The organism is Colwellia sp. 6M3 (assembly GCF_014077595.1).
Taxonomy (GTDB): Bacteria; Pseudomonadota; Gammaproteobacteria; order Enterobacterales; family Alteromonadaceae; genus Cognaticolwellia.
This window is the reverse complement of record NZ_JACGWF010000069.1, coordinates 1-23,062: the sequence shown is the minus strand read 5'-3', so window position 1 is coordinate 23,062 and position 23,062 is coordinate 1. Positions and strand designations below refer to the sequence as shown.

At 37.1% G+C, this 23,062-nt stretch carries 17 protein-coding genes and 1 pseudogene; 11 read left to right on the top strand and 7 right to left on the bottom strand.

The features are described 5' to 3' along the window. Positions 1-456: 456 nt before the first annotated feature. Positions 457-1,356 (bottom strand): annotated as a pseudogene (locus H4J50_RS13945) (IS110 family transposase); the annotation flags it as partial. A 147-nt stretch (positions 1,357-1,503) separates the two neighbouring features. On the opposite strand from H4J50_RS13945, the gene H4J50_RS13940 reads away from it, so the two are divergent. Together H4J50_RS13940 and H4J50_RS13935 are read left to right on the top strand one after the other, a co-directional pair. Then, positions 1,504-2,406: an acyl-CoA thioester hydrolase/BAAT C-terminal domain-containing protein gene (locus tag H4J50_RS13940; protein ID WP_182257067.1), complete on the top strand. Its 903-nt coding sequence runs from the start codon at positions 1,504-1,506 to the stop codon at positions 2,404-2,406. Positions 2,407-2,909: 503 nt separating this feature from the next. After that, positions 2,910-3,731 (top strand): zinc-dependent peptidase, encoded by an 822-nt coding sequence (locus H4J50_RS13935; RefSeq protein ID WP_182257066.1) that lies wholly within the window; start codon positions 2,910-2,912, stop codon positions 3,729-3,731. Positions 3,732-3,820: 89 nt separating this feature from the next. On the opposite strand, the gene katG is transcribed toward H4J50_RS13935, so the two are convergent. Further along, the gene (gene katG, locus H4J50_RS13930) at positions 3,821-6,043 is read right to left on the bottom strand and encodes a catalase/peroxidase HPI (protein ID WP_182257065.1); all 2,223 of its coding nucleotides are present in this window, start codon (positions 6,041-6,043) and stop codon (positions 3,821-3,823) included. Between the two features lie 296 nt (positions 6,044-6,339). Here katG and H4J50_RS13925 point away from each other — a divergent pair, with 296 nt between their 5' ends. Both H4J50_RS13925 and H4J50_RS13920 read left to right on the top strand, forming a co-directional pair. After that, positions 6,340-7,242 carry a hydrogen peroxide-inducible genes activator gene (locus H4J50_RS13925; RefSeq protein ID WP_108455463.1) on the top strand — a complete coding sequence of 301 codons (903 nt, stop codon included), beginning with the start codon at positions 6,340-6,342 and terminating at the stop codon, positions 7,240-7,242. 140 nt (positions 7,243-7,382) lie between these two features. Continuing rightward, complete coding sequence (locus H4J50_RS13920) at positions 7,383-7,535, top strand: hypothetical protein (RefSeq protein ID WP_182257064.1); 153 nt, start codon at positions 7,383-7,385, stop codon at positions 7,533-7,535. 79 nt (positions 7,536-7,614) lie between these two features. Here H4J50_RS13920 and H4J50_RS13915 read toward each other — a convergent pair whose 3' ends face one another. Next, the gene (locus H4J50_RS13915) at positions 7,615-8,985 is read right to left on the bottom strand and encodes an MATE family efflux transporter (RefSeq protein WP_182257063.1); all 1,371 of its coding nucleotides are present in this window, start codon (positions 8,983-8,985) and stop codon (positions 7,615-7,617) included. Positions 8,986-9,416: 431 nt separating this feature from the next. Between H4J50_RS13915 and H4J50_RS13910 the strand changes: the two genes are divergently transcribed. The 3 genes from H4J50_RS13910 to H4J50_RS13900 all read left to right on the top strand — a co-directional run bounded on the left by H4J50_RS13910 (position 9,417) and on the right by H4J50_RS13900 (position 12,220). Next, a complete protein-coding gene (locus H4J50_RS13910) occupies positions 9,417-10,229 on the top strand; it encodes a tetratricopeptide repeat protein (protein ID WP_108455464.1) in 813 nt (270 codons plus the stop codon). A 372-nt stretch (positions 10,230-10,601) separates the two neighbouring features. Next, positions 10,602-11,801, top strand: a complete 1,200-nt coding sequence (locus H4J50_RS13905) for a DEAD/DEAH box helicase (RefSeq protein ID WP_108455465.1) — start codon at positions 10,602-10,604, stop codon at positions 11,799-11,801. A gap of 158 nt (positions 11,802-11,959) precedes the next feature. Then, a complete protein-coding gene (locus H4J50_RS13900) occupies positions 11,960-12,220 on the top strand; it encodes a DUF2999 family protein (protein ID WP_108455466.1) in 261 nt (86 codons plus the stop codon). Positions 12,221-12,308: 88 nt separating this feature from the next. Here H4J50_RS13900 and H4J50_RS13895 read toward each other — a convergent pair whose 3' ends face one another. Further along, positions 12,309-12,971 carry a peptidylprolyl isomerase gene (locus tag H4J50_RS13895; protein ID WP_182257062.1) on the bottom strand — a complete coding sequence of 221 codons (663 nt, stop codon included), beginning with the start codon at positions 12,969-12,971 and terminating at the stop codon, positions 12,309-12,311. A gap of 270 nt (positions 12,972-13,241) precedes the next feature. On the opposite strand from H4J50_RS13895, the gene H4J50_RS13890 reads away from it, so the two are divergent. Together H4J50_RS13890 and H4J50_RS13885 are read left to right on the top strand one after the other, a co-directional pair. After that, positions 13,242-14,066, top strand: coding sequence for a hypothetical protein (locus H4J50_RS13890; protein ID WP_108455468.1), 825 nt, complete (start codon positions 13,242-13,244; stop codon positions 14,064-14,066). Positions 14,067-14,113: 47 nt separating this feature from the next. Further along, positions 14,114-14,587, top strand: coding sequence for an RDD family protein (locus tag H4J50_RS13885; protein ID WP_108455469.1), 474 nt, complete (start codon positions 14,114-14,116; stop codon positions 14,585-14,587). Between the two features lie 138 nt (positions 14,588-14,725). On the opposite strand, the gene xylB is transcribed toward H4J50_RS13885, so the two are convergent. After that, positions 14,726-16,183, bottom strand: coding sequence for a xylulokinase (xylB, locus tag H4J50_RS13880; RefSeq protein WP_182257061.1), 1,458 nt, complete (start codon positions 16,181-16,183; stop codon positions 14,726-14,728). Between the two features lie 237 nt (positions 16,184-16,420). On the opposite strand from xylB, the gene H4J50_RS13875 reads away from it, so the two are divergent. Continuing rightward, positions 16,421-17,248, top strand: coding sequence for an SDR family oxidoreductase (locus H4J50_RS13875; RefSeq protein ID WP_182257060.1), 828 nt, complete (start codon positions 16,421-16,423; stop codon positions 17,246-17,248). Positions 17,249-17,400: 152 nt separating this feature from the next. Here the strand turns inward: H4J50_RS13875 and H4J50_RS13870 are convergent, their stop codons facing one another. After that, entirely contained in the window at positions 17,401-18,981 is a 1,581-nt protein-coding gene (locus tag H4J50_RS13870; RefSeq protein WP_182257059.1) for an MCP four helix bundle domain-containing protein, read from the bottom strand. Positions 18,982-19,379: 398 nt separating this feature from the next. After that, a complete protein-coding gene (locus H4J50_RS13865; RefSeq protein ID WP_182257058.1) occupies positions 19,380-21,659 on the bottom strand; it encodes an FdhF/YdeP family oxidoreductase in 2,280 nt (759 codons plus the stop codon). Between the two features lie 479 nt (positions 21,660-22,138). Between H4J50_RS13865 and H4J50_RS13860 the strand changes: the two genes are divergently transcribed. After that, positions 22,139-22,951, top strand: coding sequence for an MFS transporter (locus H4J50_RS13860; RefSeq protein ID WP_182257057.1), 813 nt, complete (start codon positions 22,139-22,141; stop codon positions 22,949-22,951). The last annotated feature ends 111 nt before the right edge of the window (positions 22,952-23,062 follow it).

Below are 23,062 nucleotides of genomic sequence, written 5' to 3'. Positions count from 1 at the left end.
GTAAGTCTCTCGTATAGTAAGAGAGGTGTTTTAAGAAAAAGTTCAATTTGATATAAAATTTTTTTATATTTTTTCGAAACATTAAATTAGAAAGAAAAGTTCCTGCCTTGATAGTGAAATCAAAAGCAAGGTAAATAATATCAACTATAAGCTATAGAATAATGTCAGTTAAACGTTTATTGGAAAATAACGTGTGACTGTGCCACCTAGTTGCATCGACCATAGTCATTCAATTACATACAGCGTTGGCACTTAAATAATTACAAATATACTATAAAGCAGTCATTTGATTGATAGGAAGGTCCGCTTGGAGCTTAAAGCGGTGAAAAAATGGTGGCTAAGATTCACCTCGATTTATGTCGGCTAGAATACGAGCAGACATTAGTCATGTTTTATTTAACGAGAAGTGATCCGACATTGCGGATATTTCAAAGAACCTGACCCCACAGTTTATATGTAGGTTTGCGCTCCTTCAATTAATAACCGCCGTGCTCGGCCATTACCACATTTAGTGATGCCGCCTTGCTTTCGATTATCGCCACTTGAGTTTTCTTTGGGGACTAATCCTAAGTAAGCCATGAGTTTTCTCGGGTGGTCAAAACGTCTTAAATCACCTAACTCAGCAATGGTGCCTACAGCGACTAAAAAACGAATACCTCGCATCGCTTGCAATGCTTGAACAACGGGATAATAGCGCCATAGTTTTGCTTGATGTGCTAATTCATTCACTAATCGTTCAACGCGCTTAATACGTTCGGTAATGGTTTGTATCATCTCTTGCAGTACAATTTGTTGGCTTGGATGCGGTAAAACTAACTCAGTTAGCCAGCGTAAATGTTGATTTGACCAGGTGCCTTTTACCTTGGTGCTAATGTTATTACGTAAGAACAAGCCTTTAAGTTGGAATTTAGCATCTTTTAAGTCTTTCATAGCGGTTTCTCTTGCCCTTGATAAATCACGTATCGCTTCGTCATCAGGCTCGGGAACATAAATTGGGGTTAGCTCCTCATCTTTAAGGAGTTTGGCCAACTTCATTGCATCACGTTTATCTGTTTTTACTTTATCCCCTGGCTTTTTAGGGATAAGCGAAGGCGCAACGACATAACAGCAATGACCTAAACTGGTCAGCAGTCGGTAAATCCAATAGCCACAAGGGCCAGCTTCGTAAACAAAATGCAATGTCGCTTGCGGGTACTTGGATTGAAATTGTCGCGCGAGTTTCATTATTGCTGATTTGTTAGTTTTTATTTTTCCATGATGAACCGGCTTTGCGCCACGTTAGTCTTCAATGTATGCCACTTCAGTTGATACTTTATGAGTATCTAAACCAATAAAAATCATGTTATCTTTGTACATGCTAGCCTCCAATTTATATTGTTTAACACATATATTATGGCTCTGGTTTTACTAACCCACGAATTTGGAGGCTAGCACCTCGTAGGGAGTCATTATGTCTATGCAAGCTTACTAGTATTAGTGATTTGCTAAAAAAAAGGATATTAAATGAAACTGGTGTTAAGTGTTTTCAAATGGTTGTTAGTTGCAATTATTGCTCTATTTATATTGTTATTTGCCTATGCAAACTACACGGTATATTCATTTGATACTGAGACTTTGCCGGAAAAATACGGAGAAGTTGAAGTAAAGCTATTCTTAAGCGAAGGTAGTAACCAGCCTTTGGTTGTTGGCCTTGGCGGCGCCGATGGAGGGAATGGCTGGGCTGGGCCGCACGGAGAGAAACAGAGAAAACTACTACAGAGTAATGGTTATGCTTTCCTATCAATAGCCTATTTCGGCGCTGAAAACATCCCTAAAAGTCTAGATCGAATCGCCATTGAAGGTGTGCACAAGGCTGTAATAGAGGCAGCACAAAATCCACGTATAAACCAAAATTGCATTTCAGTTATGGGAGTGTCTCGGGGCGGCGAACTGGCACTGCTTTTAGGCAGCTATTATCAAGAATACAAAAGTGTTATCGGTATCGTCCCAGGAAGTTCAGTTTTTGCTGCAGTTAACGATGCCATGACGACACCCGGATTCTCCCACAACAGAAAGTCCCTTCCTTTTGTTCCTGTACCATGGAGCGTTACTCCCGATTTGTTGACAGGCAACTTGCGGGGGGCTTTCGAAAAAATGATGCAGAATACCGAGGCTATGGAGGCTTCAGCAATAGAAGTCGAAAACATTTCCGGGCCCGTGCTGCTTATTTCCGGCACCGAAGATGAACAATGGCCGTCAATGGAAATGTCCGAAATCATAATTAACCGGTTAAAAGCAAATGATTTTCCATTCCAGAGCCAGCATATCGCCCTAGTGGGCGGGCATAACGAACATCATGATAACTTTGATAAAGTAATCACTTTTCTTAATACACAAGTTCTATCCCAACATGGTTGTGGACTCTAATGTTAAGTAACAATTTGTATTTATTATCTACCATGCATAAGGCATTCAAACGGACTGAAATGTCGGATCTGCGGACATTAGTTACACAAATCCTAACGACAGCTTTGCACAAAGTTAACTTAATTTATTAGCGGCAAACCTAATGTAATTCAGTGGTTACAGTAAATGATATTTGATGGCAGTGTTGATGGTAATGATTGGGAGTTTTTAATGTGATTGGGTGGCTAAATTGTTGTAATTGTCTTTTATCAAATTTTTGACAAAAAAAAAGCGCTTACCAAATAGGTAGACGCTTTAAAAAACATAAAATATAAACATAAAACACTCAGGGAAGTAAGTCTCTCATATAGTAAGAGGGTACTTTTGGTAATAAGTTCAAATTAATTACAAAGAAAATATTATTTTAAGTAATTAAATTTTAATATCTGATTTTTAAGAAAATAAATTGATATTTGATTAACTAGTCCGCACCTTATAGTAAAGCTTCTTTACAATAAATTATTATGTTCTCTTTCTTACTACCTGTGATTATTGGCGTGTTGCTTATTGTTTACTTGGCTGGAAAACCACACTGGCTTGAGTATAAGCGTGAATTAATAAAGGCTAAGCCATTTAAGAAACAATGGCGAAAAATTATTCAGCAAAGAATGCCCTATTTTAGGCAAATGCCAGCTGACTTGCAGCTTCAGCTTAAAAAGCACATTCAAGTATTTTTGGCTGAAAAAGAGTTTATTGGCTGTAATGGCGTTGTGATCACAGATGAAATTAGAATAACGATTGCTGCTCAGGCTTGTTTGTTACTCCTCAATCGAAAAACTAATTATTACCCAAAGCTACGTACAATATTGGTTTATCCAAGTGCTTTTGTAAAACAGCAACAGACACGAAGTGGCGACGGAGTTTATTTTACGCAAAAAATGGTATTAGCTGGTGAGTCATGGGATTTTGGTAAAATAGTGTTGTCGTGGCAAGATGCCTTAGAAGGCGCACAAATACCTGATGACGGGCGCAATGTGGTAATCCATGAGTTTGCCCATCAACTTGATCAAGAAGATGGTCGCGCTAATGGTGCACCGATATTAGCAGCAGGGCAAAGCTACCAGTGTTGGTCAGAAATTTTTTCTACGCAGTTTGAAACATTACAAAAACAAGCCAGTAGGGGAGAACCATCGTTATTCGATTATTATGGCGCAACAAATCCAGCCGAGTTTTTTGCTGTCGCGAGTGAGGTGTTTTTTGAGAAATCTAAGCAGTTTAATTTACAGCATCCTAAACTTTATCAACAATTAACACAGTATTACCATGTTGATCCTATTCACTGGTAACGTATGGCTGAAGCGTATTTTTGAATGAAAAACGAGTATGACCATTTCGCCATACTCGTTTTTCAATAGATATTAATGTTTAAATGGTTTTACTTCAGATCAAAGCGGTCTAGTTGCATCACCTTAACCCAAGCGTTAATAAAGTCTTTGATAAACTTACTTTTAGCATCATTTGAAGCATAAACTTCGGCGATAGCACGTAACTCTGAGCTTGAGCCAAAGATTAAATCAACAGGCGAAGCTTGCCATTTTAATGTACCAGATATGCGGTCATAACCTTGATACACACCGACGTTATTTTGATCTTTTCTCCATGTGGTTGACATATCGAGTAAGTTTATAAAAAAGTCGTTCGTTAATACCTCTGGTGTTTTGGTTAGTACACCCAAAGCTGAGCCATCATAGTTGGCGTCTAAAACACGCATACCACCAACCAATACGGTCATTTCTGGTACATTTAAACCCAGTGAGTTAGCTTTATCGACCAACATTGCGGTAGGCGACATATAACTCGCTTCAGTGTAATAATTTCTAAATCCATCGGCATCGGGTTTTAAATAATTAAATGACTTAATGTCAGTTTGTGCTTGTGTTGCATCAGTACGGCCAGCGTTAAAGGGCACGTCAACATCATATCCTGCGGATTTTGCAGCTTGTTCAATGGCAGCAGCACCGCCTAACACAATGATATCGGCCAACGAAATTTTTCCACTTACAGATTGCTGATTAAAATCACCTTGAATAGATTTTAATTTTGTTAATACCTCATTCAACTCTTTAGGATTATTAACTTGCCAGCTTTTTTGTGGCTCTAGCTGAATTCGTGCACCATTAGCACCGCCGCGCATATCGGTAACGCGATGACTAGCTGCTGACCCCCATGCCGCTTTGACTAATGCCGAAGTTGTTAAGCCAGAAGCTAAAATTTGTTGTTTAAGTTCCTCTATATCTACTGTAGATACTAAAGGGTGCTTAAGCGCTGGTATTGGATCTTGCCATGATAATATTTCACTCGGGATTTCTGAACCGACATAGCGAGCACGAGGTCCCATGTCACGGTGAGTTAATTTAAACCAAGCTTTAGCAAAAGCTTTGTCGAACTCTTTTGGATCTGCTCTAAAACGTTCAACAACTTTAAGAAAGTTCGGATCTTCTTTCAGCGCTAAATCAGTTGTAAACATGATTGGCGCATTACGTTTGTTCGCTATATGTGCATCAGGAACTAAATTTACAGCGGCTTTTTCGCTGGGTATCCATTGAATTGCACCGGCTGGGCTCTTAGTTTGTACCCATGTAAAGTTCATTAGATTATCTAAGTAGTTAGATGACCATTGTGTAGGCGTTACAGTCCAAGCACCTTCTAAACCACTGCTACTAGTATCTGCTCCAACACCCGTTCCACATTTGTTTTTCCAACCTAAGCCTTGTTCTTCAATAGCAGCTGCAGCAGGCTCTGCGCCAACACAGTTTTCTGGTTTTTTGGCACCATGGGCTTTACCTAATGTGTGACCACCAGCAATAAGGGCTACTATTTCTTCGTCATTCATTGCCATACGACCAAACGACATTCTAATATCGTTGGCGGCTAATAATGGATCAGGTACACCATGAGGTCCAACTGGGTTTACGTATATTAAGCCCATTTCAACAGCAGCAAGCGGGCCTTTTAATTTACCTTTTTTATCACGTCTCTTGTCATCAAGCATGGTAGTTTCTGGTCCCCAGTAAACAAGATCTGGCTCCCAGTCATCGCTTCTACCACCAGAAAAACCAAAGGTTTTAAAGCCCATTGACTCTAATGCGACATTGCCAGAAAGCACCATTAAATCAGCCCAAGAAAGTTTACGACCATATTTTTGCTTTACAGGCCAAAGTAATCGACGGGCTTTATCTAAGTTAACGTTGTCTGGCCAACTGTTTAATGGGTCAAAACGCTGTTGTCCGCCTGAGGCACCGCCGCGACCGTCATGAACGCGATAAACACCAGCACTATGCCACGCCATTCTTATCATTAATGGCCCATAATGACCCCAGTCAGCAGGCCACCAAGCTTTAGAGTCGGTTAACGTTGTTTCAATATCTTTTTTGAGTTGCTTTAAATCAATAGTGGCAAATTCTTTAGCGTAGTTAAATTTGGCACCGTAAGGATTTGATTCTGCTCCGTGCTGACGCAGCGGGCTTAGATTTAATTGCTCTGGCCACCAAAATTGATTGGTTTTAGCAGCATCAGCACTTAGTGCTGTACTTGAAAGAGTGAGTGATGAAAGTGCAACTGAAATTGCGGCAGCTAGTGGGAGTGTTTTTTTAAGCATTTTAATTCCTCAGTATTTTCTGATGGTTATTCATTTTAAAAATTAATATGCAGTAAGCTTAGTTTGCAACTGTGACTTTGGATAATTGATTGAATGGAAGATAGTCTTCTGTTTTTTAGAATTGAGGTTTTTTTTGTTTTAAATCAGTTGAGTATAGTGTTTATCTTACCTTTTATAATGGGCATTCATAACTAAACCGTACATGATTGCAAAAAATTGATTAAAATAGGATGTATGTTCGATATTATCTATCTATAAAAGTGCATTATGAAAAATAGTTACTGTAAGGAAAAATTATGATCTCGCTAAAACAATTACATTACGCGCTTGCCGTAGAAAAAACATTACATTTTAAAAAGGCTGCTGATGCTTGCAACGTTTCGCAATCGGCATTAAGTACCGCGATTATTGAACTTGAAAAACAGTTAGGCACGACTATTTTTGAGCGTAACAATAAGCAAGTGTTGATCACTCACCATGGTCAGTTAATTTTAAGCAAAGCTAAATCAGTGAAGTTTGAAGTTGATGAGCTATTACAAATATCACAGTCGAATAAACAACCCTTTATTAATCCGATGACAATTGGTGTTATTCCAACGGTAGGGCCTTATTTATTGCCGAAAATATTACCCGAAGTTAGGAAGTTACATCCTGGCTTTAAATTGAGAATAATTGAAGAACAATCTCAGGTATTAGTCGATATGGTTAGGCGAGGAGATATTGACGCTGCCGTTTTGGCCTTGCCATTCCCCATAGAAGGCTTAATGAGTTTTACTTTCTGGCAGGAAGACTTTTATTGGGTGAGTCATAAAGATGAATGCCCAAGCCAACTAAAAGAAATAACCAGTGAAGAATTAGAAATTGACAAACTTATGCTGCTAAAAGATGGTCATTGTTTAAAAGATCACGCATTGGCAGCCTGTAGTTTGCAAAATGAAAATCAAGATAGAGATTTTGATTCAGCAAGTTTGCATACTCTAATTCAAATGGTTGCCGGAAAATTGGGCACAACTTTAGTCCCGCACATGGCATTAGATCAATTGATACACAGTGAGTCAGAAATTAGAGCGATACATTTAAATGAGCCGGGACCACATCGCACCATATCATTAATTATTCGCCCTAACTATGTTCGAACAAACGAGATAACGATGTTAAAAGATATATTCAACACCGAGTTAACCAAAAAGTGCAGTTGATATTTTAATCTTGACGGTTTAAGTAGGTGAGAGAGCGTCACTAATCATCTGTTTTTTAGAACTACTTTATAGATTTAATGAAATTTACTGAATCAATCTAATAAGTAACAATGGGGTATATCTAATTAAGAGGAAGAACAATGAAAAATATATTTGTAAACATCAGTGTAAACCTGCAAAACTTATTGAAGTTAAGTCATCAAGATAGTTCAAATACCAATAAGCAGGAAGTTGAGTGTAATTACAGTAACAATTACTATGGCGACCAGCAATGCCAGCTTATTGAGGCTTGAGCATTGCTGGTGTAAATCAGTGGTTAATATTGCACATTTGTGTTCTATAACTGCAGGAATACATGGGCCCGATTAAAGGTCAATTGAGCTGAGTTATTGTTGGTGTAGTTAGCTCAGCCGGTAAACGACGTTTAAACTCTCTGCGTAAAAAGTAATAACTAAGCAGTGCTTGAAAACAAACGGTTGATACTGAAATGTACCACAATTGTTCAATCTGAAAGTTTGCTTGATTCGACAACCAAAGTGCCGGAAAAATAAAAGCCAGTAAACGCGCTCCGGTACTTAATAATCCAGGCCAAGTATTACCTAAAGACTGAAACATGCCTGAACAAGTAAAAACAATGCCCGATGGGATAAAGTTCCAGCATATAATTTGTAAAAAAGCGGCACTGATAACAATCACTTGTTTATCCGTCGAAAAGCTCAGTAGTAATAATTCTGCTTGCCATAAACATACAATAGTCAGCAGGGTCATTAATGAGCAAGTCATGATTACAGACCAGGTAAACGTTTCTCTAACTCGCTGATAGTTTTTTGCACCAAAGTTTTGCCCTGCAATAGCGGGGGCGGCAAAAGCAATAGCCATAGCAGGTAAAAATAATGCCTGCATTACTCGAGAGCCTAACCCAAATCCTGCTTGAGCATCGGCACCAAAGCGCTGAATTAGCCAATAAATAGTGGCCATATAAAGAAACATTAGAAAGAACTCACCGCCAGCCGGTAAGCCAATAGCAAATAATTTTTTTAAACAAGTTGTGTCGATTCGCCAAAGATTAAAGTTAACGCTGATATATTTCTCTGAGGTTTTAAAATAGTAAACCAATAAAATAACCGCAAAAACTACTGAAATAGAACTCGCCAATCCTGCACCTGCAATACCCATTGCGTAACCCGTACCCCAACCAGTAATTAAAATAGGTGAAAGAATAATATTGACCAAAATAGACAACATTTGGATCATCATAGTGGGTTTAACTATGCCAGTACCTCGAAGTGCAGCGCTGATAGCAACCATAATAAACTGCAACGCCATACAAGGAATAAACCAATATAAATAGTCTAAGCCCATCGCAACAGTTTCTGGATCTTGAGAAACAATACTCAAGTAGCTTTTAGCACCTAAATAACCGATCACACAAACTACAACACCAATGACACTTGAGATCATCATGGATTGATTGAAAATATTATTGGCATTAAGTTGATCTTTTGAACCAACAGCGTGAGATATAAGTGTTGCTGTGCCAATATTGATAATTTGCGTAAGGGCAAAAATTAAAAACATGGCATTACCCGCTAAGCTTAAACCTGCCAGCGCAGTCGCACCTAATTTACCAACAAAATATAAATCGACAAGAAAGTACAAGGTTTGCACAAACATTCCTATCATCATCGGCATTGCCATGGTGATTAAGTGTTTTGGGATTGAGCCTTGAGTCAAATCTTTCATTTGGTTGAAATCCGTCATAAAAATTAAATATTAACAAGCTGAATTCTATACTTTCTAGCGGTATATTGCTTTGTTTGATTCGATCTCTGTGCGTTTAATCTTATAAAGGTGTTAATAAAACTGTTTTATAATTCAGTTGGATAACAATACTTAGCGTGATTGATAAAACACCGTAAGATATTTATTAATCGATAATAATATGGCGGATAAAGCCCTTAATAAAGACAGTGGAGCTTAGTAAATTTAATGACTAAGCTTATATAAATGCATTTTAATTAAAGTGATATTTTTAGACAAACAGCTTAGCTTATAAAGTTTGTTACATTAATAAAGTTGATAACTTTTTGTACATAATTTATGCTAATTACGTTAATTAAATGTAAATATTATAAGGCTACTAACCTTATTCGCATCAATACGAAAGGATATATATGAATAATTTATTAGGAGTGATACTGACTTTTTCCTTCTTATTTCTTTCTGTTAATTTGAAAGCAGAAGAGATTGTAGAATGTCAGAGTGAATACTGCGTTGACTATTTTAAGAAATTTAAAATGGGCGCAAAACGAGGTTATGTTCAAGCTAATGCAACCTTAGGTCAATTTTATTATATTGGTTACGGTACTGAAAAAGATGAAGATAAAGCGTTAAAGTATCTTAAAAAGGCTGCTAAAAAAGGCGAGCCATCATCTCAATATCTTGTCGGTGTAATCTCTTTAATTAGTGAGAAAAACAAAGATGTTGATAAAGGTGTTAAGTATTTAGAAAAGGTCGCTGAAGACAACTATAAAGATGCTAACTATATCCTAGGCACTTTGTATATTAATGATAAATTAATCGAAAAAGATTTACCTAAAGCTGATCTTTATTTAACTAAAGCATACAAACAAAAAGACAAAAGATTACCTAAACTATTAGAATCAATTAATGATTCACTAAATAATAATGCCGCTTCATTTCCGAAACTTTTAGCTGCAATGAAAAATAAACCTTTAGTGAAAAATAAAAACAATAATTTTGCTTGGCCTAAATCACATATAGAAATAATAACGGTGAGTGCTGCACCTTTAACTACTTTATTTGATGAGCAACTGGTGACTTTTAAAAGAAGAAAGAAAACCACAGGCTCTAAATTACAGGGCAAAACTTGTGATGAACAAGTCGGTTGTTATCAAGCTAGGTTAGGTCGTCAATCAGCTGATACTTTCTTTAATATAACTTCGTCATATTCATATTCTAACTAATTCAAATTAATTTTTATTTGAAGCAATGCCAACTAATGAACTTTAGTTGGCATTTTTTATGAGATTAAAAAATTAATTTTATATAACCATAACCATAACCATTAAAGCATTTATTTAATTAGATTTTTGTCAAAAATTTAGTTATTTTTGTTGATGAAAAAATAGCACGCTTAATACCTTAAATCGTTATAACTGATAATACTTACTTTAGGTACTTAAGCTAAAAGTGTTCTTCAATATAAATGTCTATTTAGGCTATTCACATTACTTCAAGCGCAATCTGAAAACTGATATACTTTCACCTTTATTTTTCTGTTAAATATTTTAATTGGTATTACATATTGTGTACCTATTATACGCTTTGGATACTGTATGCCATTTTCCCAACTTGGGTTGTCAAACCCGATAGTAAATGCGATAGCTGATTTAGATTATCGTCAACCCACTGATATTCAAAAACGCGCCATACCTGTTATTTTATCAGGTAAAGATTTAATTGCCGCTGCACAAACAGGCACAGGGAAAACTGCAAGTTTTGTTCTGCCTTTACTAGAGAAATTGCATGCTAGTGAAAACGATACTGAGCGTAATTTACGTGGCAAACGTATTCGAGTGTTGATAGTAACACCGACGCGCGAGCTGGCGGTTCAGGTTGAAGCTAACGTTGCCCAATATAGTAAATATTTAAACCTCAGTTCAATGGCGATGTATGGCGGAACAGAAATAGAACCCCAAAAGCAACGCTTGATCTGGGGCATCGATATTCTGGTAGCAACTCCTGGTCGATTACTCGATATGGTTCATCAGAGAGCGGTTTACTTTGATCAACTTGAAGCTTTTGTACTTGATGAAGCCGATAGAATGTTAGATATGGGTTTTATTGATGATATTAATAAAATTATTGAACGTTTACCTGAGCAGCGTCAAAATTTATTATTTTCCGCCACTATTTCAGATGATGTTAGAGCACTAGCTAAACGAACACTGCACCAGGCTACAGAAATATCAATTGCTCAAAACAGTGCTTCAAAGCCTAAAATTGCACAGTGGTTAGTAACTGTAGATAAAACCAATAAATCAGCGTTACTAAGTTATTTAATTAAAGAACAACAATGGCAGCAGGCGTTAATTTTTATTGAAACAAAACACGGAGCCGCCAAGCTTGTTAGTCAGTTAGAAAAGCGTGGAATTGCTGCAGAGTCAATTCACAGTGGTCGAACGCAAGCGGTACGTGAACAAATATTAAACGACTTTAAAGCGGGTAAAATTAACTTTTTAGTTGCTACTGGAATAGCAGCGCGCGGTATCGATATTGGCGAGTTAGCACGGGTCATAAATTATGACTTACCCGATCAAGTTGATGATTATATTCACCGTATCGGTCGTACAGGTCGAGCTGGCAAAAACGGAGAAGCTGTGTCTTTTGTTGCCAAAGACAATTTTAGAAACTTGTGCGCTATTGAAAGTCGTTTAGGGCATGTTATTGAACGAAGAGAATTTGAAGCGTTTCCCGTTAAAAAAATAGTACCAGTTTCCATTTTAAATTATGTGCCGAAAAATAGACGTAGTTAATCACTTCTACTTATTTGTATAACAAAAGCATAACTCCGCTTTTTACATTCTAAGTAGGAATGATAGAATAGACACAACACGGTTAACGCTAGTAATTTAAATGCTTAAGCTGAAAGTTAAGTAATTTACATAAGTAAAAATATAAAGTAGGAAGTTTTATGAACCCAATTATTGCAATTTTAAAAGAACACAATGTAAGTGATGAACAAACAAAAACTGTATTTCAAGCATTAACAGAAAATCCAATGATGGCTATGGTAACGGTACAGCAGTTGGGTATTCCGCCAGAAAAGCTACAAGCTTTAATGATGATGCTAATTCAAAATCCTGGCTTAATTGAAGAAGCAGTAAATGAATTGGGTTTCGACTTTTCGAAAGTTGAAGCGGCTAAGGCTTCGTTAGATAAAGAAGCGCTTTAATAGTCAGTAACATTTAGTATTAACAGCAGGGTAATAAAAAACGCTATCCTGCTGTTAGTATCTAAACCAAATAATAGTATTTAATTAATTATTCTACTCGAATAGTGGCTTTAATAATTTTCACTTCTTTTTCAGTACGACCAGAACGACTACCTAAACTTTCAATGGCAGGTAACGTGTTATCTAACCCTTCGACAACTTCACCAAATATAGTGTGCTTACCATCTAACCAAGGCGTTGCAGCAAAGGTAAGAAAAAACTGACTTCCGTCAGTATTCGGTCCTGAATTTGCCATACTTAATAACCCTGGTTTGTCATGACTTAACGTGCCGTCAAATTCTCCAGCATACTTATAACCTGGATCACCTCTACCATTACCTAATGGGTCGCCACCTTGTGCCATAAATTTATAAATAACACGATGAAAAATTAAATCATCATAAAAGCCCAGTTTGGTTAAGTATATGGTGCTAGTTGCATGCATTGGCGCTGTTTCAGGGAACAACTTTACTACGAGTTTTCCTTCGGTTGTTTCTAAGTCCCAGAAATATTGAGCTTCTGGGTTAAACTCTACTATTTCTGGCTTATCTAGTTTGGTTTTCCATTGTGCTTGCGTCTTATCAATTTTTTGCTGCTCAATATAAGCATTGACCGCTTTTACTGCTGGATCAGCGTTAAAACAACCTGTTAACACTAATGCGAGTAATGTGATTAAGTAGATCTTGAATGTTGAAAAATGACTTTGCAGCATACGGTTTTCATTCCTTTAATTAAATGAGCTGATATGGCGTTAGATAATACATTTTTTACGCTAACCTTAACCAGTAGGTTAGGTAATTTATAGAGGTTAATCAACTGTATTTACGTTGATTTTTTATATTTCGATCGGCTTATATAAAACTATCAGTATATTGATATTGTGCAAAACAAATAGTTTTCGTCAATAAGAATACTGTGTGTTATGGTTTTAAAGAACAAAACAAGACTAATAAAATTAGCTTATACAGTTAAAGGAATGATAATGAAAAAATTTAATTCGCTGAATATTATTATATTTTTACTTTTCGCAACATTTAGCCAACTTAGTGCAGCTAAAGCGATAAGTGATGAAAACGTGACACAGTACTTGGCACTTTCCGGTATTGATTCTGCTCTTGAGGGGATTCCTGCACAAATGCGTGCGATGAACCAGCAAATGCAGATGACGGCAAAAGACCCTGAACAAGCGCAAAAAGTGATGGATATATTATTAAATTCTTGGCAACTAGAAGATGTAAAACTTGTTGTTTCAGAGCACGTTAAAGATAACTTCACGACTATTGAAATGGAAAAGCTACTGATTTGGTTAAACAGTGATTTAGCAAAAAGAATAAAAATGGCTGAAGAAAAGGCTTCTGCGCCAAGTTTCAATCAAGACTTTATGAGTTACATCGCTACGCTACAAACTACGCCGCCAACCACATCACGCGTTAAAGTGATAAGGAATTTTGTTGAAACAACTAATTTGGTAGAGCATTCACTAAAAATTGTTATGGCTGTAGCAAAGGGTACTGTTGAAGGTTTAACTGTGGCAAACCCGAGTCAAAATCTTAATGATGAGCAAATAAAAAATCAAATGGCACAAATGGAACAAATGATGCGACCTGCATTAGAGCAGCAAATGATCATGGTTTCTTATTTTATTTACGATCAATTAACCGAGCAAGAAATTGAACAATATACACATTTTTATCAGCAACCTTTAGGTAAAAAAGAATTAAACGTAATGTATGATGGTATTGGTCAAGCGCTTAATTTTTGGTCGACTACTGCTTTTGAAAATATCGCTTCAGAGTTCATTGAATAAACTCGATAATCATACAAATATTATTAGTAGCTGTTAAAGGTATTTAAATGACAAATAGCGATATAACCGAACATGGTATAGATGAAATTAATGAACAGGTTCAATATGTAGGTTTTTGGTCAAGACTTGTGGCCAGCATAATTGATTCAGTGCTTGTTATTATGCTCACTTTACCTATTTTATACTTTATGTATGGCGCTGAGTATTTCGATTCAGATGGTTCGCTGCAAGGTTCGACTGACTTTATTATTAGTTATATTTTGCCAATAGCTGTGATTATCTTATTCTGGATTTATAAGTCAGCAACGCCAGGTAAAATGGTGATATCGGCAAAAATAGTCGATGCTAATACCGGTAATAAGCCAACCATTATGCAATACATTATTCGATACCTTGGTTATTATGTGTCTATATTTGCCTTAGGTTTAGGCTTTCTTTGGGTTGCTTGGGATGATAAGAAGCAAGGCTGGCATGACAAAATGGCGGGCACTGTGGTTATTCTTAACAAACCATCACCTTAATAAATTTTCGCGGCTGACTTAATCAAGTTAGTCGCGATTTATCTTTGGCTTATCTTTGGCTTATCTTTAACTACCTTTAATTATCTTTGCTTTACTTAACGTTACTTATCGTAGCGATATAATTATCTATCGAGTTTATTAAAAGTGCACTTTAATGCTTTGATAAATGTCTTGGTATTTTTTGTGTTGTAAGCGGTAATATTTTTGCATTACTTCGTCGGGTTCAATGACTAACTTTACCTTACCGCTATTACATACAACCTTAGGTGATAAGTTTTCAACGCCTATTCGTGCTAAGCGCGCAGCGCCAAAAGCAGGCCCAACCTCTCCACCTTCTCTATAGGTCAATGGCCGGTTAAGTACACTGGCCAAAATTCTCCCCCATAATGGGCTTTTCGATCCACCACCAATGACGGATACTTCGTCGATTAAACTTCCTGATTTTAAAAGTGCTTGTTGTCCATCTGCAAAAGCAAAAGCTACACCCTCTAAAACTGAGCGGCCAAGTGTTGCTGCATTGGTATTGTGATCTAAACCAAAAAACAGGCCCTTAGCATCAGGGTTGTTATGCGGTGTGCGTTCACCTGATAAGTAGGGTAAAAAAAGCACATTACAGGGCTGAGTGAAGTCGCATTTTTCAACTTCATTTAATAACGCTAATTCATTCTCAAAACCGGTTAAACGAGTGACCCAAGATAGACAGCTTGCTGCACTTAATATTACTGACATTTGATGCCAGGTATTTTCGATACAATGACAAAAAGTATGCACTGCACTCTCAGGGTTAGGGAGATAATTTTCATTAGCGGCAAAGTAAACTCCTGAAGTACCAAGCGATAGAAAAGCTTGATTAGGCTTTATAACGCCAATACCTGCTGCTCCGGCTGCATTGTCGCCGGCACCAGCTACAACAGGCACTTCATCGAGTCCCCAAGCTTGGGCTACACTCGTTGAAAGATTACCTGTAATAGCTGTTCCTTCGTAAAGGGTTGGCATATGCGCAATTGTTAAATGTGTGGCTGCTAGCATAGGAGCTGACCAACAGCGATTAGCAACATCTAGCCATAAGGTACCTGAGCTGTCAGACATATCTGAAGCAAAGTCACCGGTCATTAAAAAGCGTAAATAGTCTTTGGGTAATAAAATTTTTGCAATTTTAGAAAAGTTTTCAGGCTCGTTTTCCTTAACCCATAAAAGTTTAGGGGCGGTAAATCCAGGCATTGCTATATTGCCGGTAATTTTACGGCTGTTAGGCTGCGCTGCTTCGAGGGTTTTACATTGTGCTTCACTTCGGCCGTCGTTCCATAAAATAGCTGGCCTGATCACTTTATTGTCAGTATCTAATAATGTTGCACCGTGCATTTGTCCAGATAAACCCACTGCTTTTACTGCGGCTAATAACGCAGGATGTTCGAGTTTTATCTGTTGAACGGCATCACAGGTAGCTTGCCACCAGTCATGAGGATTTTGTTCAGACCATAGCGGATAAGGGCGAGACACTGTTAAGCTACAATTTGCTTGTGCTAACAAAGTATCATGGCAATCTAAAATAATTACCTTTACACCTGATGTGCCTAAATCTATTCCTAAATACATATTTTATTTCACTTAACGTATTAATCTAGCTGTAATTCTAACATTAGCTTTGAGTTTTGTTGTAATCAATATAGTGCTTTAGCTATGAAATTAACATTATCTGAACAGGTGGTTATCTCACTATGTCATCGCCTTAAGTTTATTAATGTATTTATTCAGGTATTTATTCGTTCTCATGGCTAATCTAATCAAGTAAGCTACTGTTTATCAATTATTATAATTTAGAAAATTTATTTTATGACCACAAAATCTATTTTAATTACTGGCTGTTCAAGTGGCATTGGCTTGCACGCAGCGTTAACACTTTCTGCACGCGGCTATCAAGTATTTGCCACAGCACGAAAAGCACAAGACGTTGCGGATTTACAAGCCAAAGGCTTAACAGCGTATCAACTAGATCTTACAAACACTGACAGTATTACCCAAGCTGTTACGCAAGTGCTAGAACAAACAGGTGGGCGTTTAGACTATCTGTTTAACAATGGTGCTTATGGTCAACCTGGGGCATTAGAAGATTTACCAACACAGGTACTGAGAGATCAGTTCGAAACCAATGTTTTCGGCTGGCATGAACTGACCAAACAAATAATTCCAGTAATGAAACGCCAAGGTCATGGTCGAATTATTCAGTGTAGCTCTGTGCTAGGGGTTGTATCTATGGCGTATCGTGGTGCTTACAATGCTTCAAAATATGCTATCGAAGGATTAACCGACACATTAAGGTTAGAATTAAAAAGTGCTAACATTGCGGTTGTTTTACTTGAGCCGGGCCCAATAAATACACAATTTAGAGCGAATGCATTATTGGCTGTTCAAGCTAATATTGATATTGAAGCTAGCGATCATAAAGTACAATATCAACAGCAAATTGCGCGTTTAAGCAGTGAAAAATCGAATGCTCCTTTTACCTTAGAGCCGTTACATGTTACTCAAGCTTTGATTCATGCTTTAGAAAGTAAACAACCTAAGTTGCGGTATAGAATTACCACAGCAACAAAACTTTTTGCCGTATTGAAACGACTATTGCCAGCGCGTTGGTTGGATTATTTGCTTGCGAAAGGGTGATTGGTTTAATTTATTGTAATGGAAAGTTAGATTAATAGGACAAGTATTTGTGGCTGATTATGTTAACTTTTCAAGGGTGTTGTTAATCTTTGTCGCTCTTATAAGATAATGTATTACTCTGGGCGTTTTCAACTAACACTTTTATGAATAAATTACATATGCAAGTTATCTTTTTGGGGAGAAATTAAGGGGAAATCTAAAGTAAAACATGTGTTTTTTCCTAACTCACTATCTACTTTAATTTTACCCCCCATTAAGCTTACTACAATATTAAAAATGATATTCAGGCCTAAACCTGAACCCCCTTCACCAAGTTTTGTCGTATAAAAAGGGTCAAAAACTTTACTAATAGATTCTTTTGATATGCCTTTACCATTGTCTTCGAACTTGATAATTACTGATGAATTGTTCTGTTGAGCTGAAATAGAAATAACGCCAGAATTTATACTGTCAAATCCGTGGATAATGGCATTATTAAATAAATTAGTAATGATTTGACCTAAATGTCCCGGGTAGCTATCCATTTCGATGTCATTATCAATTAAATATTCAAACTTTATGTCAGTATTTTTTATTTTATGATGAAGAGTGTTTACGATTTCTTCCACGACATCTGACAGGAAAAAAGTACGTCTTGACTCATTGGTTTGGTCAACCGCCACTTGTTTGAAACTCTGAATTAGGATTACAGCTCTATCCAAAGAAGGTAGCAAAATATTTAAGCATTCAATAATTTCTTTATCTAATCTTTCTAAATCACTTCGCCTAATTTTACCTGCTTTTAAAAGAGTTGAAAATTTCTGAAAATTATCTTTTATAGTACTCCCCATTGTTATTGATATGCCTAAAGGTGTATTAATTTCATGAGACACTCCAGCTACTAAAGAGCCGAGAGATGTAAGTTTCTCTGCTTGAATTAGCTTACTCTGTGTGTGATATAATGACTCTATCATATTATTAAATGCCACAGATAATTCAGAGATTTCATCTTTACCTTCTATTTCTAGTTGTTGTAAAAGGTCACCTGAACTTGTTAGGCTTGCTATATGGCGCTGTATCTTAAGCAGTGGTTCTAAGATAGTTCTGATTAAAAGCCAACCAATAAATAAACCTATGGTAATTAATATTGTTGTTACTAAAATAATAATTGAGCGCGAATCCTGAAAGTGTTGTTGATTGTTACTGTAAAGGTTTTGAGCTCCTTCAATATTAGTTTGGAGCATGTCTGCAATATTTATTTGCATGTCATCAAAAATAACGCGATATTCATCATTAGCTAGTCGATCTGCTTCGATATCTTGGTTTTTTTGACTTAAGACGATAATGCGTGTTGCTAATTCTTCGAAGGTTTTTAATTTAGTTTTAAATTCATAGAGTAATGTTGTTTCCTCTCCGGTATCTAATGTTTGCTCAAATTTATTCAGTGATTGATGAAAGTTGAATGATGCGTTATTGATTTGTTGTTCAGCATGCCTCATTGATTCATCGTCAGGTGAAATGATATGACTTTTTATTAAAACAAATTCTTCATATAGATATTTTCGTGCGTCGGTTAAGTTCACAAAACTTATTAAATAATTATCATAAATTTTTTGACCGTTTTTATTAATTGTATCGGTTGAATTCATAGCCACGAGAGCGATGACTAAAGGTAATATAATAAAGATACTGATAGATAAGGGGATTTTTCGTGCGATTTTCATTTGACGAAAAGTATAATTAAGTATACTCATTAGAAATACTTATTACTTATTTTAGATATTCTATAGATTAGTTTGATTCGAATGAAATATCAATTAATTACCTTTGGTTCCCTGATGAGTGCCGGTTGAATTATAGCTTTTGATAAGTCATTGCTTAGTCAGTTTTCCCGATTTTTGGTAACTATGCAAAACTACTTTTTGTGTAGTTATTTTTAATGTTGAATTTGCATAAACGCATTCATTTACTCTCATTCAGTTACTCTCATTTATTTCTGATAGCAATAAATGAGAGTAACAAATCAGTGTTGAATGGGTTGGCAATATCGGTTTTTTGGAGATAGTAAAATCCACTTAACTTTCATTCTACTAATTGAGTGCTGTAGAGTGTGCCAATATGAACACACGTGTAAGACCTAGTTTGCTCAGTATTATATTTTCTCAATAGAAACCGCAATCGATTTATAAGTGGGTGTACCGCAATTATCAGCCGTACTTTCTAACGGTACAAGTGGATTGGTTTCAGGGTAATACGCTGCTGCACAACCTTCTGGAATAGCATATTCAACCACTTTAAAGTCAGTAATCGAGCGAACTATATTGTCGTTTGAAACTGTGGTGATTTTAACTTTGTCACCATTTTTTAATTGTTGTTTAGCCATATCATCACCATTAACAAATACTACCCGGCGTTCGCCATAAATACCTCGGTAGCGATCGTCCATACCGTAAATTGAGGTGTTGTATTGGTCGTGTGAACGTAACGTTTGCAGGGTTAAAATTGGCTTGTCGGTAAACTCTTTAGCGACTTCGTGCGCTAACTTTTCAGGTAATAGGGCACTTGAAAAAGTAGCTTTTGACGCGTTGGTTTTCCATTGACGTTGGGCTGCTTTGTTTTCTAAATGAAAGCCTCTGCCAATTTTTATACGTTGGTTGTAATCTACAAAGTCTGGTAGCACTTTACTAATATCTGTTCTAATTAAGCCATAGTCGCTCATTAGCTTGGTCCAATTAACAATGCTTTCACCAACAGATGCTGTTGCTATGCCAGCAACAATGGCAGTTTCTGAACGCAAATGTGTTGAGGCAGGTGCATTTTGACCCGTTGAGCTATGTACCATGCTCATAGAGTCTTCTACGGTAATGCATTGTTCTCCACTTTTTTGACTGTCAATTTCAGTACGTCCTAAGCAAGGGAGAATTAAAGCTTGTTTACCGGTAATTACATGGCTTCGATTAAGCTTAGTGCTTATTTGCACGGTTAAGTCACATTGTTGTAATGCTTGATAAGTTCTCGTTGTATCAGGGGTTGCAGCAGCAAAGTTACCACCTAAAGCAATAAATACTTTCGCTTTACCTGACAACATCGCGTGCAGTGATTCAACGGTGTTTAAGCCGTGTTCACGAGGTGATTGAAAATTATATTGTTTATCTAACGCGTCAAGAAAGTCCATTGACGGTTTTTCGTTGATACCAACGGTACGGTTACCTTGAACATTAGAATGCCCACGAACAGGACACGCGCCTGCACCCAGTTTACCAATATTACCGCGAAGTAGTAATACATTAACCAGTTCTTGAATAGTAGCGACAGAATGCTTGTGCTGGGTAATGCCCATAGCCCAAGTGAAAATAACCTTTTTATTGCTGGCATAAATATCAGTAATTTGTTCAATATCGGCTTTTGTAAGCCCACATTGTTCGATAATTTGCTGCCATGGTGTCGCTTCTACACTGTGCTGATAAGCTTCAAAGTTATGGCAATGTTCTGTAATAAAAGCACTATCAAGTACGGTGTTGTCTTGTTTAAATCGTTCGAATAATGATTTAGCTACGCCACGTAAAATTGCCATATCACCACCAAGTTTTGGTGTGAAGTAATATTGGCTAATATTAGTGCCGGTGAAAAGGATCATCTCTTTCGGGCTTTGAGGATCTAAAAATTGTTGTAAGCCACGTTCTTGCAAGTTATTAACGCTAACAATAGTAGCGCCTCGCTTACTCGCTTTTCGTAACGTACCTAACATGCGAGGGTGATTTGTGCCGGGGTTTTGGCCAAAAACGAAAATAGCATCAGCTTCATCGAAATCTGCCATGGTCACTGTGCCTTTACCAGTACCTAAGCTGCTGGTCATGCCTATGCCTGATGCTTCATGGCACATATTAGAGCAGTCAGGAAAATTATTGGTGCCTAATACACGGCCAAATAATTGATACAAATAAGCTGCTTCATTACTGGCTCGACCAGAGGTATATAGCAAAGCTTCATTGGGTGAAGCTAGTTGTTTAAGGTTATCAGCAATTACGCTAAAGGCTTCGTCCCAAGTTATGGCTTGATAGTGATCACTTTTACCGTCATAAAACATTGGCTGGGTTAAACGACCACTTTTTTCTAGCGAGTGATCATCCCACTTTTTTAATTCAGATATAGAATGTTGCTGAAAAAAACTCGGATCAATTCTTTTACTCGTTGCTTCCCATGCTATTGCTTTTACGCCATTTTCACAAAAGTCTACTTTACCCGCATTCGGAGAGTCACCCCAAGCACAGCCTGGGCAGTCAAAGCCACCGGGTTGGTTGGCACGTAATAACGCTTTAACGTTTTTAGCGGCGTTCTCACTTTTGATTATATGCTTAGCCGAGCTTTTTAGTGCTCCCCACCCTCCTGCAGGTGATGAATATGCCGGAGATGATTTTGTAGACTTTGACATGTAAACTCTCTTTTATGCGAAAGGTTAAGTACGCGAGATAAAATTGAATAGCATTGTTTTATTTATCTAGCGGACGGCTAACTTTGTCAGTCGGTATATAAAGCGTTAAATAATAAACCTAAAATAATAGCCAGAATGTGGTCATTATTGATAATTGCTAATACTAAAAAATGACAGAAACAGCTGAAAATTAATTATTTAAAACGCTATTGTTTATGATGTTGTTTAATTTTATCGACGTTATTGATTATAGCTACTTGCTAGGAATCATTATATGACCAAGACTTTTTGTCAATGCTTTAAATGTTGGCTATTGAATAGACTATTGTTGATGTTGACTCTTTGACTGGTAAGTGTTTTATTCACAAGAGAGTTAACCTAACTGGCTAACCTTCACGATAATTTAAAATTGGCAAATTGCTAATTTTTTCATTAAATGCCGCAAGCTAATTTATCAGGCATGATCAAAGGAAAGTTCTGTGCAAAAAACCTTTAAATCGCTGTTTTCTCTATTTTTAAGTTGCTTCATTTTATTGTCAGGTATTGGCTTGATTAACGTTTTATTGCCAGTAAGAATGAATTTAGACGGCTTAAGCACTGAAGTTATAGGTATTGTTTTATCACTCTATTATGTCGGTTTGCTCATCGGCGCACTTTACAGCACGAGTTTAATCAAAAGAGCCGGACATATTCGTATGTTTGCTGGCTGTGTTTCATTAGGAGCAGCAAGTATATTACTGTGCAGTCTACATTCAGATGCTGCACTTTGGGGCGCAATGCGCGTAGTTATGGGCTTTTGTATTGCTTGTGCATTTACGGCTATGGAAAGTTGGTTAAGTGATAGTTCGAGTAAAGAAACTCGCGGACAAGTATTGGCAATATACAATGCAGTAGTATTGGCAGGGCTGTTCGGTGGGCAATTTCTTATTAATGTGGCTAGTGCTAAAGATAATATGCTTTTTGTTATTGCAGGCATATTAATGTGTATCGCGGTTATTCCGGTTGTAATGAGTCGTCATGCGGGTCCGATACTCGAAGAGTTTAGTTCGATGTCGTTGCGTTTGTTATATAAACGCTCGCCTCTTGGCGTTGTGAGTTGTTTGATCTCCGGCATGCTTTATTCTGCCATTTTCAATTTATTGCCCGTGTTTGCAAGAGGGGTCGATATTACGGGCTTTCAACTCTCACTTTACATGGGCGCAGCTATATTTGGTGCGTTTATTTTACAGTTTCCTGTTGGGTATTTGTCTGATCGTTTCGATCGTCGAACTGTGTTACTTGATACTAATTGAGCCTTCTCCCCGAAGTCTAGCACTGAGCTAAACTTCAAGGCGACTATACCAAAAGGAGAAAGCTCAATGAAATTCTATACTACTTTACATAAATATTATTGCGGAATCGAT